This window comes from Brevundimonas sp. EU05-FHT14B11 (genome assembly GCF_058790835.1).
Genome location: NZ_JBYTCY010000003.1, coordinates 368,161 through 383,994 on the forward strand (window position 1 = coordinate 368,161; position 15,834 = coordinate 383,994).

General features: G+C 66.4%; 18 protein-coding genes. 8 read left to right on the top strand and 10 right to left on the bottom strand.

Annotated elements, in window-relative coordinates; all coding sequences use genetic code 11:
* Positions 1–109: 109 nt before the first annotated feature.
* A complete protein-coding gene (locus tag AC3WRV_RS15005; protein WP_492313875.1) occupies positions 110–745 on the top strand; it encodes a glutathione S-transferase family protein in 636 nt (211 codons plus the stop codon).
* A gap of 21 nt (positions 746–766) precedes the next feature.
* Here AC3WRV_RS15005 and AC3WRV_RS15010 read toward each other — a convergent pair whose 3' ends face one another.
* The 4 genes from AC3WRV_RS15010 to AC3WRV_RS15025 form a co-directional block, all read right to left on the bottom strand.
* Positions 767–1,327: an HNH endonuclease gene (locus AC3WRV_RS15010; RefSeq protein ID WP_291837425.1), complete on the bottom strand. Its 561-nt coding sequence runs from the start codon at positions 1,325–1,327 to the stop codon at positions 767–769.
* A gap of 151 nt (positions 1,328–1,478) precedes the next feature.
* Positions 1,479–1,877, bottom strand: coding sequence for an ASCH domain-containing protein (locus AC3WRV_RS15015; protein WP_291837423.1), 399 nt, complete (start codon positions 1,875–1,877; stop codon positions 1,479–1,481).
* Positions 1,878–1,890: 13 nt separating this feature from the next.
* Positions 1,891–2,541, bottom strand: coding sequence for a trimeric intracellular cation channel family protein (locus AC3WRV_RS15020; RefSeq protein WP_492313876.1), 651 nt, complete (start codon positions 2,539–2,541; stop codon positions 1,891–1,893).
* Positions 2,542–2,681: 140 nt separating this feature from the next.
* Complete coding sequence (locus tag AC3WRV_RS15025) at positions 2,682–3,338, bottom strand: DNA-3-methyladenine glycosylase family protein (RefSeq protein WP_492313877.1); 657 nt, start codon at positions 3,336–3,338, stop codon at positions 2,682–2,684.
* 44 nt (positions 3,339–3,382) lie between these two features.
* On the opposite strand from AC3WRV_RS15025, the gene AC3WRV_RS15030 reads away from it, so the two are divergent.
* Positions 3,383–4,516, top strand: coding sequence for a cupin domain-containing protein (locus AC3WRV_RS15030; RefSeq protein ID WP_492313878.1), 1,134 nt, complete (start codon positions 3,383–3,385; stop codon positions 4,514–4,516).
* 12 nt (positions 4,517–4,528) lie between these two features.
* Positions 4,529–5,365, top strand: a complete 837-nt coding sequence (gene gluQRS / locus AC3WRV_RS15035) for a tRNA glutamyl-Q(34) synthetase GluQRS (RefSeq protein WP_492313879.1) — start codon at positions 4,529–4,531, stop codon at positions 5,363–5,365.
* Here the strand turns inward: gluQRS and ppk2 are convergent.
* Positions 5,362–6,111 carry a polyphosphate kinase 2 gene (gene ppk2, locus AC3WRV_RS15040; RefSeq protein WP_492313880.1) on the bottom strand — a complete coding sequence of 250 codons (750 nt, stop codon included), beginning with the start codon at positions 6,109–6,111 and terminating at the stop codon, positions 5,362–5,364. The two genes, gluQRS and ppk2, sit on opposite strands and share 4 nt — an antisense overlap.
* A gap of 123 nt (positions 6,112–6,234) precedes the next feature.
* On the opposite strand from ppk2, the gene AC3WRV_RS15045 reads away from it, so the two are divergent.
* Positions 6,235–6,996 (top strand): extensin-like domain-containing protein, encoded by a 762-nt coding sequence (locus AC3WRV_RS15045; RefSeq protein ID WP_492313881.1) that lies wholly within the window; start codon positions 6,235–6,237, stop codon positions 6,994–6,996.
* 208 nt (positions 6,997–7,204) lie between these two features.
* Positions 7,205–7,408, top strand: a complete 204-nt coding sequence (locus tag AC3WRV_RS15050) for a cold-shock protein (RefSeq protein ID WP_291837410.1) — start codon at positions 7,205–7,207, stop codon at positions 7,406–7,408.
* A 215-nt stretch (positions 7,409–7,623) separates the two neighbouring features.
* On the opposite strand, the gene AC3WRV_RS15055 is transcribed toward AC3WRV_RS15050, so the two are convergent.
* Positions 7,624–8,280 (bottom strand): hypothetical protein, encoded by a 657-nt coding sequence (locus AC3WRV_RS15055; protein WP_492313882.1) that lies wholly within the window; start codon positions 8,278–8,280, stop codon positions 7,624–7,626.
* Between the two features lie 453 nt (positions 8,281–8,733).
* On the opposite strand from AC3WRV_RS15055, the gene AC3WRV_RS15060 reads away from it, so the two are divergent.
* From AC3WRV_RS15060 to AC3WRV_RS15070, 3 genes are all read left to right on the top strand, one after another.
* Positions 8,734–8,940 carry a hypothetical protein gene (locus tag AC3WRV_RS15060; RefSeq protein WP_492313883.1) on the top strand — a complete coding sequence of 69 codons (207 nt, stop codon included), beginning with the start codon at positions 8,734–8,736 and terminating at the stop codon, positions 8,938–8,940.
* Positions 8,941–9,039: 99 nt separating this feature from the next.
* Positions 9,040–9,840, top strand: a complete 801-nt coding sequence (locus AC3WRV_RS15065; protein ID WP_492313884.1) for a BglII/BstYI family type II restriction endonuclease — start codon at positions 9,040–9,042, stop codon at positions 9,838–9,840.
* Positions 9,841–9,980: 140 nt separating this feature from the next.
* Positions 9,981–10,628: an MT-A70 family methyltransferase gene (locus AC3WRV_RS15070; RefSeq protein WP_492313885.1), complete on the top strand. Its 648-nt coding sequence runs from the start codon at positions 9,981–9,983 to the stop codon at positions 10,626–10,628.
* 1 nt (position 10,629) lies between these two features.
* Here the strand turns inward: AC3WRV_RS15070 and AC3WRV_RS15075 are convergent, their stop codons facing one another.
* The 4 genes from AC3WRV_RS15075 to AC3WRV_RS15090 all read right to left on the bottom strand — a co-directional run bounded on the left by AC3WRV_RS15075 (position 10,630) and on the right by AC3WRV_RS15090 (position 15,828).
* On the bottom strand, positions 10,630–11,790 hold the full coding sequence (locus AC3WRV_RS15075) for a DGQHR domain-containing protein (RefSeq protein ID WP_492313886.1): 1,161 nt from the start codon (positions 11,788–11,790) through the stop codon (positions 10,630–10,632).
* 1 nt (position 11,791) lies between these two features.
* The gene (locus tag AC3WRV_RS15080; protein WP_492313887.1) at positions 11,792–12,355 is read right to left on the bottom strand and encodes a hypothetical protein; all 564 of its coding nucleotides are present in this window, start codon (positions 12,353–12,355) and stop codon (positions 11,792–11,794) included.
* Between the two features lie 113 nt (positions 12,356–12,468).
* Positions 12,469–14,820, bottom strand: a complete 2,352-nt coding sequence (uvrB, locus tag AC3WRV_RS15085; protein WP_492313888.1) for an excinuclease ABC subunit UvrB — start codon at positions 14,818–14,820, stop codon at positions 12,469–12,471.
* 93 nt (positions 14,821–14,913) lie between these two features.
* Entirely contained in the window at positions 14,914–15,828 is a 915-nt protein-coding gene (locus AC3WRV_RS15090) for a hypothetical protein (RefSeq protein WP_492313889.1), read from the bottom strand.
* Between the last annotated feature and the right edge of the window lie 6 nt (positions 15,829–15,834).

Consider the following 15,834-nt stretch of genomic DNA (forward strand, 5'->3'; position numbering starts at 1 on the left):
AGCCGCGAGGGCCGGTTCGCGGAGCCCGTTCCGACATTGACTCAGGAGGGGCAGACCGAAGAATGCCCAGCTCCGATTTTCCGGGGACCGGCTTTGGAGGAGCCCCGGCATGGACCTGATCAGCCTTCCGGTTTCGCCGTTCGCGGCTCGCGTTCGTATCGCGATCTACGCCAAGGATCTGCCGGTCAACATCGTCCCGCCGCCCTCGGGCTGGCCCGACAGTCGCCAGTTTCGGGACCTGAACCCGACCGGCCGCGTCCCGGTGCTGCTCGACGACCGGGGCGCCCTCTGGGAGTCCTCCGTCCTGCTCGAATATCTGGAGGAGCGCTTCCCGAGCCCTTCGTCGCTGATGCCCGTCGATCTCTTTGACCGGGCGACCGCACGGCTGCTGGTGCAGCACGTCGATCTCTATCTGATGCCGCCGGTGGTGACGCTCGCCGATCCACGGACCGATAGCGCGGGCGCGCGACGCGCGGTCGAGGATCTTCTGAATGGCCTCCAGATGGTCGATGGCCTGCTGGAGGGGCCGCGATACGCCCTCTGCGATCATCTCACCATCGCCGACTGCGCCCTGGCCCCCGCCCTGTTCGCGGTCGCGGTCACCGCCGATCGTCTCGGACTGGACCTGCTCGAGCCCGGCTCGCCCCTCGACACCTACGCCCGCCTGTCGAGGGAGGATCCGCACATCGACCGGGTGATCGGGGAGATGGAGGAGGGTTTGCGGCGACTGACGCGGATCGGCTGATCCGGCGAACCGGCCAGAAGCCTACGGCTCCAGCTCGATGTCCCAGTACAGGTAGTCGAGCCAGCTCTGGTGCAGGTAGTGCGGCGGGAAGCGGCGGCCGTGTTCCTGCAGCTGCCAGGCGCTGGGTCTATGGGGCGCGCGGCGGATCATCATCTGTGCCTGCTGGGGCGTGCGCCCGCCCTTGCGCAGGTTGCAGGGGCCGCAGGCGGCCACGATGTTCTCCCACGTCGTGCGGCCGCCGCGGCAGCGCGGGATGACGTGGTCGAAGGTCAGCTCGGCGCTGTCGCCGCAGTACTGGCAGGCGAAGCCGTCGCGCAGGAAGACGTTGAAGCGGGTGAAGGCGGGCTGCCGATCCTGATCCACATAGCTCTTCAGCGCGATCACGCTGGGCAGCTGAATCTCCATGGACGGGCTGCGCACGACCTTGTCGTAGACCGAGACCACGTCGACGCGGTCCTGATACACCGCCTTCACCACCTCCTCCCACGGCCAGATCGACAGCGGGTAGTAGGACAGCGGACGGAAGTCGGCGTTCAACACCAGCGCGGGCCAACCCGACGGGGGGCGACTGAGGACCTGCATCAGGTCCGCTCCGCGTGACGGAGGGTTATGGAAGCGACAGGACTGAAGACACGTCTCCTTCCCTCGTCAGGCCCCAATGAGGGCAAGGAGAAGGCTAGACCTGATTCGACAGCTTGGCGATGACTGGACGACGACGCTTTCGCGACGCCGCCTAAAAGCGGCCGACCAGTTCGAACCGCTCGCACACCACCAGCATATCCGGCGAGAAATGCCCCTCTCGCCGGTAGTAGGCCTCGTGCTCCGTGCGCCAGTACTCGGGCGACAGATCGCCCTCGCCCTCGGCGCGCATGAAGTCCTCGCTCACGTCGCGATAAGGCATGATCTCGACTTCGGTCGTGCGGATGACGCAGGTGGGCGTTCCCGCCCCGTCCAGGATCACGCTCAGTTCGCCGACCGTGGGCATGATGTCGGCCTGGCAGGATGCGAGCGACGAACAGGTCGCCCGCTTTCCGCCCGCCAGAACCAGGGCCAGAAGCTCGTCAGCCAGTTCGGGGCTGTCCCCGAACGCCCAGCGGGGTGCGTCGCCAAAGGCGTCGAGCGATAGGGTCATCACGGGTTTTTCCTCAGTTACGGACAACGGTGCCGGGAAAGGCCGGCAGGCTCCAGCCCCAGGCCAGCGCCCCGGCCCGCAGGCCGAAGCCCAGCGCGCCGCCGACGATGGCCGCCGGCCAGATGTCCAGGCCCAGCACGCGGGCGATGACGAAAACGGTGGCCGCCAGCAGGGCGGCGGACACGGTGATCTCGCGCCGCAGCAGGATGGACGGCTCCCCCGCCAGCAGGTCGCGCACCACCCCGCCGAAACAGGCCGTCAGGGCGCCCATGACGATGCAGATCAACGGCGCGATGCCGAAGGCGCCGGCCTTGGCCGCCCCCATGACGCCATAGGCCGCCAGCCCGACCGCATCGAGCCACAGCAGGGCGCGGAACCGCCAGGGCCGTGCGCCGATCAGCCAGACCGCCACCGATGCGGCCAGGCAGACGGCGATGTAGCGCCAGTCCTGCACCCAGAAGACCGGCGCCCCGATCAGCAGGTCGCGCAGGGTGCCGCCGCCCACGCCGGTGATCGCGCCGAAGAAGGCGAAGGTGACCAGATCATGCTTCTGCCGCGCCGCCGCCAGCGCGCCGGTCGCGGCGAACACGGCCACGCCCGCGAAGTCGAGCGCGCCGAGAACCGTCTCGGGATTGGCGATGGCGGGATCGATGATCGGCGTCATGGTTTCGCTTGTAGCGCCTAGAGCCTGATCGGTTGAGATGGAATCGCTTCGCGATCCATCGATGCCGTGGATCAGGCTCCAGGCACGACGTTGGAGCGAAATCTGAGTTCGGATGCCAAAGCATCCAAACCGGTTTCGCGCTACGCGGGCGGGTTCTCCAGCGCGATCTCGCCCCGCTTCACCGCGCCGTACCAGCCCCACAGCAGATGGGCGGCGACGCTGCGGTGCGGGCTCCACGCCTCGGCCCGGCGATTGGCCTCCTTTTCGCGGGGCCGCAGCGGCGCGCCGTCCGCCCAGCGCATCGCTTCCTGCAGGGCGATGTCCCCGCCGGGGAAGACGTCCGTACGCCCCTCGCAGAACATCAGGAAGGTCTCGGCCGTCCATCGCCCAACGCCCTTGATGGCCACCAGCCGGGCCACCGCCTCGTCGTCCGACAGGGTCTCAAGATGATCGAAGTCGATCCGCCCCTCGACGTGGGCGCGGGCGATCTCGTGGCCGTAGGTGGCCTTCTGGATCGACAGGCCGAAGGATCGCAGCGTCTCGATGTCCGCGGCCAGCACGCGCTCCGGCGTGACCACGCCTCCCAGCCCGTCCACCACCCGTTTCCAGATGGCGTTCGCCGAGGCCACGGAGACCTGCTGCTCCACGATCATCCGGAACAGGCCCTCGAAACCGCCGGTCCTCTGCCGCCATTCGAACACCGGCAGGCGCAGGTGCGCCTCACCCAGGGCGGGGTCGAGCGCGATCAGCGCCTCGCGGGCGGCGGCGATCTGCGCGGGGTCGGGCGGAACGGGCATGGGACCTCATCGACAGGGGAAAGCGGGCGATCTAATCGTTTGGCATGTTCACCCTGGACGATCTTCTGCACCCGATCACGCCCGCGCAATTCTTCGCGGACTATGATGACCGGAAACCGCTGCACGTCCCGGCGGGCGATGATCGCCGCAAGCGGCAGGTCCTGGCCTGGGCCGACTTCAACGCCATGCTGGACCGCACCACCAACTGGTCGGCCAACACCCTTCGCCTGATGATGAACCATCAGGCCGTGCCGCCCGAACAGTACTGCACGACGCTGACGACGATGGAGGGCGCGATCCCGCGGCCCGTGCCGGCGAAGGTCGAGATGCTGCTGGCCACGGGCGCCAGCCTAGTCGCTAACGACGTAATGTACCTGCACCCGCCCCTGACCGCGATGACCGCCGCGCTGGGCGAGGCCTTCGGCGCCAGGGTCGGGGCCAATGTCTATTGCTCGTTCCAGGGCGTGCAGGCGTTCGGCACCCACTACGACAACCACGACGTCTTCGTGATCCACACCGAGGGCGAGAAGGTCTGGAACCTGTATCAGGGCCGCGCGGCCAACCCCGTCGATCCCCTGCCGGACAACGCCGAGACCCGCCGCTATTTCGAGCAGACGCGTGGGCCGGTGATCCAGAAGGTCGTCATGAAGCCCGGCGACGTCCTCTACCTGCCGCGCGGCTGGTACCACGACGCCCTCGCCCAGGACGGCGGGTCGCTGCACGTGACCTTCTCCGTCGCGCCGCTCTACGGCCGGATCCTGCTCAAGCTGCTCGACAACGCCGCCATGCAGAACACCGCCTTCCGGGCCTATCTGCCGCCCGCCTCGCGCGACGGCGGCGCCGCCCTCGGACGGCGGCTCAAGGAGCTGGGCGAGCTGCTCGCCGCCCTGTCCGCCTCGCCCGCCTTCCTCGACGAGGTGGCCATGACCCAGACCCAGCTGGTCGCCCGCCCCTCGGGCTTCAGCCTGCCCGAGCGCAAGCCGGTGACGCTGTGCCGGATCACGGGCCGACCCTTCCCCCGCGCCTCCACCGGCGTGCAGGTGAGCTATGAGTGGATGCAGTTCGAGCGCCAGTTCGCCGTCGAGGACGCCGTCGCCCGCTTCGACTTCGTCTCCGAGGCCGACATCCGCGCGGGGGTCGAAGCCGCCCTGGCCGCGGGCGCCCTGCAAAGGGTCTGAAGCGCGCGCCGCATGATCACCCGGTTCGCCCCCTCTCCGACCGGACGGCTGCACAAGGGGCACGCCTTCTCGGCCCTCACCGCCTGGCGCGCGGCCCGGGCGGCCGGCGGGCGCTTCCTGCTGCGGATCGAGGACATCGATCCCACCCGCTGCAGGCCCGAGTTCGACGCCGGGATTCTCGAGGACCTGGCCTGGCTGGGGGTGGACTGGGACGCGCCGGTGCGGCGTCAATCGGAACACCTGGCCGACTACGCCACGGTGGTGGACGCCCTGGACCGGCGCGGCCTGCTGTACCGCTGCTTCCGCACCCGCAAGGAGATTCTGGACGCCATCGGGGACGCCCCGCACGGCGCGGCGGAGGCGGTGCGGCCCGGCCCGCATCCCGCCGACGAGGAAGCCGCCCTGCTGGCGGAGGGCCGTCCCTTCGCCTGGCGGCTGTCGCTGGACCGCGCCCGCGAGACGCTCGGCGCCCGCGCCTGGGACGCCCTGGTCTTCGTCGAGGAGGGCGACGGCGACCGCGGCCTGATCCGCGCCCGGCCCGAAACCGCCGGCGACGTGGTCGTGGCCCGCAAGGACGCGGGGACCGCCTATCATGTGGCCGTCACCCATGACGACGCCCTGCAGGCCGTCACCCACGTCATCCGCGGGCAGGACCTGTTCGAGGCGACCCATATCCAGGTCCTGATCCAGGCCTTGATGGGCTGGCCCACGCCGGTCTATCGCCATCATCGGCTGATCACCGGCGAGGACGGCCGCCGCTACGCCAAGCGCGACGGCTCCGTCACCCTGGCCCACCTGCGGTCCGAGGGGCTGGCCCCCGCCACCCTGCGCGCGGAGCTGGGCTTCTAGCGGAATAGCCCGTCGGTGTTCTTCGCCGGCGAGAAGACCACGGCCTTGTCCGGCGCCTCGACCTTGGCGCCCGGCCCGCCGATGGTCCGCAGGATGTGGCGGATGATGTTCAGCCGCGCGGTCTTCTTGTCGTCGGTGGCCACCACGCTCCACGGCGCGTGCTTGCTGTCGGTCTCGTCCAGCATGCGGTCGCGGGCCGCGCTGTAGGCGTCCCAGCGCGCCTGCGCCTCGGCGTCCAGCGAGGACACCTTGAACCGCTTCAGCGGATCCTCGATCCGCTCGCCCAGCCGCTTGGCCTGCTCGTCCTTGGAGATGTCGAGCCACAGCTTGATGATCGTCACCCCGTCGTCGGCCAGCATCCGCTCGAAGCGCGGCGCGTCCTTCAGGAACTGCTCGTGCTGCGCCGGGGTGCAGAAGCCCATCACCGGCTCGACCCCGCCGCGGTTGTACCAGGAGCGGTTCAGGATGACCGTCTCGCCCGCCGCCGGCAGGTGGCCGACGTAGCGCTGGAAATACCACTGGGTCGTCTCGCGGTCGGTCGGCTTGGGCAGGGCCACGACCCGCGTCTGCCGCGGCGACATGTATTCGGTCAGGCGCTTGATCGCCCCGTCCTTCCCCGCCGAGTCCCGCCCCTCGAACACGATCAGCGTCCGCCGCCCGTTGTCGATCGTCCACGCCTGGGTGTCGACGATCGCGATCTGGAGCCGCTCCAGCACGTCGTCATAGTCATTCTTGGTCTTGGCCATGCGCCCACCCTGCGCCCCCATGGCGCGTCGGGCAATCCAACGCCCAAGCTTGCGGGCCGTTGCAACCGCGCGCCCCGGATCACCCTTTGCCGAACCGTCCGGGCCGGTTAACCCTGTGCGGGCATGCAGCGCGACTTCGCCGATTTCTGGAACCTGATGTGGGAGGCCGCGCTGGGCGTCTGCGCGGCCTTCGCCCTGTTGAACGCCTTCGCCCCGGCCCAGGACCTGCCGTGGAAGCCGCTGGACCTCAGCCACCCCATCGGCCAGGCCACCGCCGCCAAGGTCGACGATTTCGAGCTGACCCGCGTCTCCGCCCCGGAAGAGGTCGCCGCCGTCACCGACGCCTGCATCCAGATCCTGCGCGACGCGGGCGTCACGGTGGAGCGCGCGCCCGACCGCGACGACGGCGGCTTCTGCATCGTGCGCGGCGCCGTGCGCATCACCGGCGGCGATATCACCCCCCTGGCCCCGGGCGGCCTGGTCATGCAGTGCCCGCTGGCGGTCCGCTACGTCATCTGGGACCGGCAGGTGCTGCGCCCCGCCGCGCAGGAGATCCTCGGCTCGAAGGTCGCGCGGGTCGACAACTACGGCTCCTACGCCTGCCGCCGCATCTACAACTCCGACAAGCCCCAGGACCGGCCCAGCGAGCACGCCCGCGCCAATGCTCTGGATGTCGCCGGCGTGACCCTGGAGGACGGCCGCACCGTCTCCGTGGCCAATGACTGGACCGGCCAGGGCCAGGCGGGGGAGCCCGGGGGCCGCTTCCTGCACCGGCTGAAGGACGGCGGCTGCCGGGTCTTCTCGACCGTTCTGACCCCGGACTACAATGAGGCGCACAAGGACCACCTGCACCTCGACGGCGCCCCACGCGGCCTGTGTGGTTAAACCCCGCTCATAATGTTCGCCTTGCGAACGAATCTCTTTGCTGTTGACCAGTCCGGTTTTGCGGGAGAGAACTTCGCCCGCAGTCCGGATTTCGCGCGGCCTCCACACCCGTGCACCGCTCCTTCTTACGGAACGAGCTTGTCCAGATGGGCTGACGGATGACCCCGTCGGGGCATCCGCCTGGAAAGCGCGTTTACGGAGACGCATTATGGCGACCGGCACGGTCAAGTGGTTCAACCCGACCAAGGGTTTCGGTTTCATCCAGCCTGATGGCGGCGGCTCGGACGTTTTCGTCCACATCACCGCGGTTCAGAAGGCCGGCCTCGCGGGCCTCGATGAAAACGCCAAGGTCGAATACGAGCTGGAATCCCAGCGCGGCAAGACCTCGGCCGTGGACCTGAAGATCCTCTAAGGATCGACATCCACGTCGAACAAGATGGGCGCGGAGGCCAAGGCCTCCGCGCCTTTCTTTTTGGGCCGCGGACCGTCGGCCCTGCGGGACCTCCCGACCCGACGCGGCCTGGCGCTTCGCGCAGCCCCTTCCTCCCCGTCCGGTCGCTGCCCGACTACCCTCCTCCGAGGGGGAGGGTGAGATGGCGCCTGTCACCGGAAAATCCCCAAACCCTGTCATCCCGACACGCCCGCGCCCCGGTCGATCTCCGCCTGGACCGCGCGGCGGCGTTCCAGATCGGCCTTCAGCGCCGCGTACTGCTCGGGCAGGTCCCGGCCGGCGAAGAGGTCTTCGGCCAGGTTGAGGGCGCGTTCCCGGATGAAGGTCTGCATCTGCTGGAAGCGGAACTCGGCGTCCGCCTCGCTATTGGCCAGGTCCTCCTCGGTCCAGTCCAGGACGGCGTCCAGCCGGGCGATCTCGGCGGCGGCGCGGGCCAGCCGGAGCGCATTCAGCCCCTCCCCCGCCTTGAGCGCCGACATGGCCCCGCCCAGCGCCTTGCGCGCCAGATCCTGCGGCCGGATGGTCAGGGGCGCGCGCCAGTGGTCCAGCACCGGCGCCTCGGCCGCCGCCTCCGGATCAGCGGCCTCGGGCGTGGCGGCGGCGGCCTGCGCCGGCCGGGCGATGGCCCGCGCCCCCGGCGGGATCAGCCAGGGCGTGACGCGTGCGGCGAAGGCGGTCTTGGTCCAGCCCTCGCGCCCGGCGCGCCGCCGGATCGAGGTCTCCGACACCCCGAACCGCGCCGCCACCGCCGGCGCCGACAGGCCTGAGAGATAGGCGCCCCGGATCAGCCCCCAGGTCTCCGGACTGGCCGTCACATAGCGCGTGCGCGGCAACCGCCGCCGTGAAGTCTCCTGCATGTCCGATGTCCCCTGCTGCAGCCTCCGACCGGCGGAGTCTGGCATGCGCCTGCGTCAGAAACGGACGTGGGCGCGGGATGGCGGGGTGCGGTGGCAGGGTTTGGCAGGGAGGGAGGGTGTCGGGAGTGGTGGGGTTGGGGTGTGGGGTGCGGGGGCGCCCTCCCTTGCTTTCGTCATCCTCCGGCGACCCTCGCGAAAGCGAGGGGAGACCGGGGGACCCAGCGGCGCGCGTGAGCGCGAAGTTGTCGGGAGCGCCCACGCCTGATCCACCGGTGTGTCGCCGCCGTCGCGGCGCCGCTGGGTCGTCCGGTCTGCGCCGGTGGCGGTGTACCGGAAAGCGGACACCACCCCCCGTTCGCGTTGACCACAACCGAGAATCGGTGAACGTAAAGAGAACGTCCGTCGAGGGCGAGACACCCGGAGGCCGTGATGGCCAACTACTACGTCAACGACAACGCCCAGACCAACGGCGACCACGAAGTTCACGCGGCGACCTGCAGCTATCTGCCCGACGCGACGAACCGGACATATCTCGGCGACCATTCGGGATGCGCCAGTGCGGTTGTCAAAGCGCGTACGATCTATTCTCAGGTCGATGGCTGCTACTGGTGCTCGCGGGCCTGCCACAAGAGCTGATCGCGCTCCCGATCCGGCCAGCCTCAAGCAGCTCAAACTCCTGTCGGCTCTTGGTTCGCCCCGTTGTGGGGCGACAAGAATCCGGGGCATTGTTCGCGCATGAGTGATGAAGATGACTTCGAGGCCGAGATTTCCCGCGACGAAGTCGCGCTGAAGCCGGACGAGGCTGCCGACCCGCAATGGTTGGTCGATGCCAAGATTCCGGCCGACCTGCGCGCCAAGTACGAGGTCTATAGCTACCGCAGCGCTGCCACGATCCTCGCCGAAAGCCATCCGGAGGAGTTCGGTGAGCTGTGCGAGGCGCTGCGCGCCTTCATGATCACCAAGACGATCATCCGGACCGCCGGCGGAAACGAGTCCGACGTGCCGAAGGTCTTCTCGGCGTCACTGCGTCCCAAGGGATGGTTCGAAACGATCATTCGCGGCGACCTGTTGGTCGAACTGATTTCGAGGGTTCAGGTCGGCGTCGACTCCAAGGGCAAGGCGAGGACCAAGGCACAGACTCGGGTGATCCGACGCTCCAAGTATCTCGACGGACACAAGGTCGACTACGTCAAAGGCCGCGTCGCCTTCGACCTCGAATGGAACAGCAAGGATCAAACCTTCGACCGCGACCTGTACGCCTTCTCGGCCTTCGCCCAGACGGGCGTGATCGATGTGGGAGTGCTGGTCACGCGGGGCGGCCAAGACATGACTGACTTCATCCGATCGCTCGGCCAATCGCTCGACAAGGACGGTAATCTTGAATTCACCAAGGGCGGCGCGCCCCGGATGGTCGGCGCCAAGTACGGGGCCAGCACCACCTGGATGGGCAAGCTCCTTTATCGGCTGAATGCCGGCCGCAACGGCGCCTGTCCGGTACTGGTGTTCGGCATCACCCCCGCGTGTGTCAGCGACTGATCGCCCCGTCCAAGGCGTGAGCGCTGGAACAAATCACGAACACCGGTATACAGATCGTAAGGATTTCGTGTGGGGATCGTGTGGTTCCGACGTTACCCTTTGTATCGTGCGACCCGATTCGGTTGGGTCCGGAGTGACTGATGGCCTACGACGCCGAATTTCCTGATCCCATCGAGAACCTCCGCGCCTTCGCCAATGGCCGGAAGTTCAGGACCATCCTCGCTGACCCGCCGTGGCAGTTCCAGAACCGCACCGGCAAGGTGGCGCCCGAGCACAAGCGGCTGAACCGCTATCCGACCATGGATCTGCAGGCGATCTGCGACCTGCCGGTGGCCGAGGTCGCGCAGGATACGGCGCACCTCTACATGTGGGTGCCGAACGCCCTGCTGCCCGAGGGGCTGGAGGTCATGAAGGCCTGGGGCTTCAACTACAAATCCAACCTGATCTGGCACAAGATCCGCAAGGACGGCGGCTCGGACGGTCGGGGCGTCGGCTTCTATTTCCGCAATGTCACCGAGATCCTGTTGTTCGGAACGCGCGGCAAGAACGCCCGCACCGAGGCCCCCGGCCGCAGCCAGGTCAACATGATCCAGACGCGCAAGCGCGAACACAGCCGCAAGCCGGACGAGCAGTACGATCTGGTCGAGGCGTGCAGCACGGGGCCGTATCTCGAACTGTTCGCGCGCGGCGAGCGGCCCGGCTGGGCTGTCTGGGGCAATCAGGCAGACGAGACCTATACGCCGACGTGGAAGACGTATTCTTACAACTCGTCAGTGGCGGCAGAGTAGGTCAGCCGAAGATTTTTTCTCTGAGTGTCTGATACAACAAGCTCTGTCCTGACGAGCCGGGCAGGTAGATATCGGAGGTGAAATCCTCACCATCCATATCAACGTTCTTGAAGAGCGCATAAAAATCGTCCTTGGAAGGCGTCTTTCCGATGCCGCCCAAAGCAATATATGCTTCGCCAAACAGCTTAGCTAAAGCACGATACCCTGTCGTGCGCCCCAATATCTGGCCAGCTCCGGGACGAGACCAAGCGGCACCCCACTTTTCCTTTACCGCGTCGAAGTAGTTCGAATACACGACCGCGATCAGGCTATCCTCACCATCCAAGAACCAGTTCCTAAATAGAAGCTCTCGTTCTCTCGCCGGATCCACACGCTTCAGTTTCTGGCCACGCAGCATCGCATCTCGGTCTTTGTCGGGCTCCGCGCTCACGTACGGGATTAGCCCATCAACGACCGTCGCCTGGGTGAGAGACTCACCTCTCCGACCCTCCGTCGTTACCCCAAGACGCTTGATCATTTTGAAAAATGGACCGTTCGGATCACGGTCAAGCGCAACCACTACGGAGTGGCAGGTCTTCATGGGACTACGGATTTTCTCGAGTGCGTAGAGGTCAATCGCGAGACTGCGATTAACCTTGGTTTGCGCCAAATTTACAGTTGCGAATATGTGACCTTGGTCAGCGATATCCATTCCAACGAGAACGGTGATCAAACAGTCAAATGCGCCGTTGGCTCTCGCGAATGCCTTCAGGCCGGCGACCCGATGTTGACCATCAATAACTCGAGCGATCATTCTCTTGGGAACTGGGTCATCAACATCCCGCACATTTCGGATCGTCATACGGTTGCGGCCGTTGTCGTAACTGACGCACCGCTCGTCGATGGCAATGATAATGGCAGACGGAAAGGATGCGTCGGCAAAATTTACATACGACCCAATCTCTTGAACTCTACCCTTGTTCAAAGGTCTTTGGATTCCGAGGTATCGTTCGATATCTCGCTCTTCGTATATGACCCGCCTGACGTCGAACTCGCAGATGTCATATAGGACATCGTGAGGAAGCACTCCAGAGTACAAGTCCCCGATAGGCTGCACAGCCTTCAAACAGGGAAATGTGTACTCAAAATCGTTAGGGTCGGGATAGATTTTTGTTACTGCCACGTCACGCCCTCCCTTTCAAATCTTCAAGAATGTCAGGGACGTCATCGTCAGGCCCCGCGATAGGCGGGCGCTCAGAAAAGTTGCGAAACAAAATCGCCGTGTATGACAGGAACAGCGACGGAATATATAGCCAAAGGCCCAGGCTATAGAGCGTAGATCTGACTGCCTCTGCGGTCTCGGGTCTGAAAAACTTTATACAAGACAACGTCACATACAAAAGCATCCCAAACGCAAAGATGACTAAGCAGGCAAGTTGCAGAGACCCCTTATGCGGAAAGTCCGTTCTCTCTCCATCTGCTCGAGGGTGAGATGGAGTCACGAAGAAATACATCATCGGCGCAATGATGCACGGTGCCGCGATGGCTAGTTCCGGCGCAAACCGAAGCGTCCAGTTCTGAAATGTCGTCACGCTTCCAGCAGCCACTTCGATGAATGTGACCGCTAGAATGGGCAAAAGGGATGCCAGTAATATGAACCCGAACTCCAGCAAAGACGCCGAAAAATGCTGAGTTTTACATTCGAAATACTGACCTAAAATGGGTATACCCTTCAGGAATCCCATCATTTTTCTGCGGCCCCCGCCCCAACCGGCTCGCCTGAGGCGAACCCATAGGCAGCACTATCTTTGAGGTTGTCCGATAGCGCAATGGGGCCCCTGGTCTCAAGCCAGTACGCCCCTCACCGCCCCTTCCTGAACGCCTCCGCCTTCTCCGCCGCCGCCTCGGCCCGCCAGCGCTTCGGCGCCGACTTGTCGACCTCCTCGCCCGCGCCGGTCAGGACCTCGTTGGCGAACTCCAGGTCGAGGAGCTTCATCTTCTTGATCTCGTCGCGCAGGCGGGCGGCTTCCTCGAACTCCAGGTTGGCGGCGGCGTTGCGCATGCGGCCTTCCAGGTCCTTGAGGGCGGCCTGGAAATTCGTGCCGATGAAGGGCTTGGACTCGTCCTTCAGGCCCGGGTTGGTCAGGCGGTCCATCTCGCGGGACTCATAGGGGCTGGCCAGGATCTCCTTGATGTCGCGCTTGACCGACTCCGGCGTGATGCCGTGGGCGGTGTTGTATTCGACCTGCTTCTCGCGCCGGCGGTTGGTCTCGGCGATGGCGCGCTCCATCGAGCCGGTCATGCGGTCGGCGTAGAGGATGACGCGGCCGTCGACGTTCCGCGCCGCGCGGCCGATGGTCTGGATCAGGCTGGTCTCGGAGCGCAGGAAGCCCTCCTTGTCGGCGTCGAGGATGGCGACCAGGCCGCACTCGGGGATGTCCAGGCCCTCGCGCAGCAGGTTGATGCCGATCAGGACGTCGAATGAACCGAGACGGAGATCGCGCAGGATCTCGATGCGTTCGAGCGTGTCGACGTCGGAGTGCATGTAGCGGACGCGGACGCCCTGCTCGTGCATGTACTCCGTCAGGTCCTCGGCCATCTTCTTGGTCAGGACGGTGACGAGGGAGCGGTAGCCCTGGCGGGCGACGGCCTTCACCTCGTCGATGACGTCGTCGACCTGGTTGCGGGTGGTCCCGCTGACCGGGCGGATCTCGACCGGGGGGTCGATCAGGCCGGTGGGGCGGATGACCTGTTCGGTGAAGACGCCGCCGGTCCGCTCCAGCTCCCACGGGCCGGGGGTGGCGCTGACGAACATCGTCTGGGGGCGCATGGCGTCCCACTCGTCGAACTTCAGCGGGCGGTTGTCGATGCAGCTGGGCAGGCGGAAGCCGTACTCGGCCAGGGTCGATTTGCGGCGGTAGTCGCCGCGGTACATGGCGCTGATCTGGCCGACGGTGACGTGGCTCTCGTCGACGAACAGCAGGGCGTTGTCGGGGATGTATTCGAAGAAGGTGGGCGGCGGCTCGCCCGGCGCGCGGCCGGTCAGCCAGCGGCTGTAGTTCTCGATGCCGGCGCAGGCGCCGGTGGCCTCCATCATCTCCAGGTCGAAGCGCACGCGCTGCTCCAGCCGCTGGGCCTCGAGCAGCTTGCCGTTCTCGACCATCCAGTCGAGCGTCTCCTTCAGCTCGGCCTTGATGCCGGTCATGGCCTGGTTGAGCGAGGGGCGCGGGGTGACGTAGTGGCTGGCGGCGTAGACGGTGACCTCGGTCAGGTCATTGGTCTTCTTGCCGTTCAGGGGGTCGAACTCCTGGATGCTCTCGACCTCGTCCCCGAACAGCTGGATGCGCCAGGCGCGGTCCTCCATGTGAACCGGGAAGATCTCCAGCACGTCGCCGCGCTTGCGGAACATGCCGCGCTCGAAATTCAGGTCGTTGCGCTTGTACTGCAGCGCGATCAGATCGGCGCGCAGCTTGCTCTCGTCGATCTGGTCCCCGACCTTCAGGGTGAAGGTCATGGCGGTATAAGTCTCGACCGAGCCGATGCCATAGATGCAGCTGACCGACGCCACCACGATGACGTCGTCCCGCTCCAGGATCGCCCGCGTCGCCGAGTGGCGCATGCGGTCGATCTGCTCGTTTATGGAGCTGTCCTTCTCGATGTAGGTGTCGGTCCGGGGGACGTATGCTTCCGGTTGATAATAATCGTAATACGATACGAAGTATTCGACAGCATTATCGGGGAAGAATGACTTGAACTCGGAATAGAGCTGGGCGGCGAGGGTCTTGTTGTGGGCCAGGATCAGGGCCGGGCGCTGGGTCTGTTCGATGACCTTGGCCATGGTGAAGGTCTTGCCCGAGCCGGTGACGCCGAGCAGCACCTGATCCCGCTCGCCGGCCTCGGCGGTCGCGACCAGTTCGGCGATGGCCGAGGGCTGGTCGCCGGCGGGGCTGTACCGGGTCTCCAGCCGGAAGGGGATGGACTTGCGGTCCTGCGGGCGGTCCGGACGGTGCGGGACCCAGTCGGACGGCTTGCCCGGCGCCTCCTCCGGCGTCAGGCGCGGGCCGGTGACGGGGGCGAACATGGGCTGGCGGTTCTTGCCCGCCGCCGGGTCGAAGATGAAGGGCGCCTGGGCCTCGGCCACGCCGGGGACGTGCTCGGGCTTGCGCGTCCCCTGCGGGGTGGTCTGGGAGGAATTCCGGGGAGAACGGGCCATGAACGCAATCTAGTCAGCGAAGGGGGCGTGCGCCAGTGAACGCACGCCCCCGCATGTTCGGCTGCTGACAGCAGGTTGGCAGCAGCCAGATCCCTAGCGGCGCACGCGGGCGCGAACCTCCAGCTCGCCGATGCGGCGATCCAGATAGGACCGATCGTCGGACGAAGGCTGGGTGCGGCCGTAGGCGGCTTCGAGGCGGGCCAGGTCGCCGGCCTCGACGCGGATGTCGGCGATCTCGGTGCGGCTTAGACCCGCGCCGTTCGACGACAGGGCGCGCTCGATATTGGACAGGCGGGTGCGGTTGTCCTGATAGCCGCCGCCGTTGTTCCCGCCCGAGGGCGCGTCGCCGACGCGGGCGTCCAGCGCGTCCAGCCGGCTGTCGAGGTCGTCGCGTTCCTGGGCAGTCAGGCGACCGTCGCGCAGGTAGCCGCTCTCGACGCGGATCAGGTCCTGATAGTCGGTCTTCAACCGCGTGCCCTCGGTGCGGGTCAGCCGGCGGTTGCGGACGGCGGTGTCGACCCGGGCCTCGAAATCGGCGCGGCCGTCGGCGACCGATGCGCGGCCGGAGGAATAGTCGGAGCCGCCGGCTTCGACCCGCTGCGAGAACTCGCGATACTGGGCGACCAGATCGGCCCGCTCCTGGGTCGTGACCCGGCCGTCGGCGGTGTAGCGGGCCTCCAGCTGGACCAGATCATCGTATTCGTCGCGCAGGCGACGGGCTTCGCTGCTGGACAGACGGCCCGAGCGGACATCGGCGTCGAGCCGGGTCTGGAATTGGCTGCTTTGGTTCGAGAGCGGACGGCGTCCCCGGCTCCATTCGGTCTCCAGCGAAGACGAGACACCGAGACGATCCCCGAACAGGGCGCCGAGAATGGCGCCGACGGCGTCCTGCTGGTTCGTCGGCTGTTGCTGGGTCGAGCCGTAGGGCGTCTGGGCCGCGGCCAGCGGCGCGGCGCCAAGGACCAGCGCGCCGGCGGCGGCTGCGTAAAGGAGTTTGTTGGACGTCATGGGTCA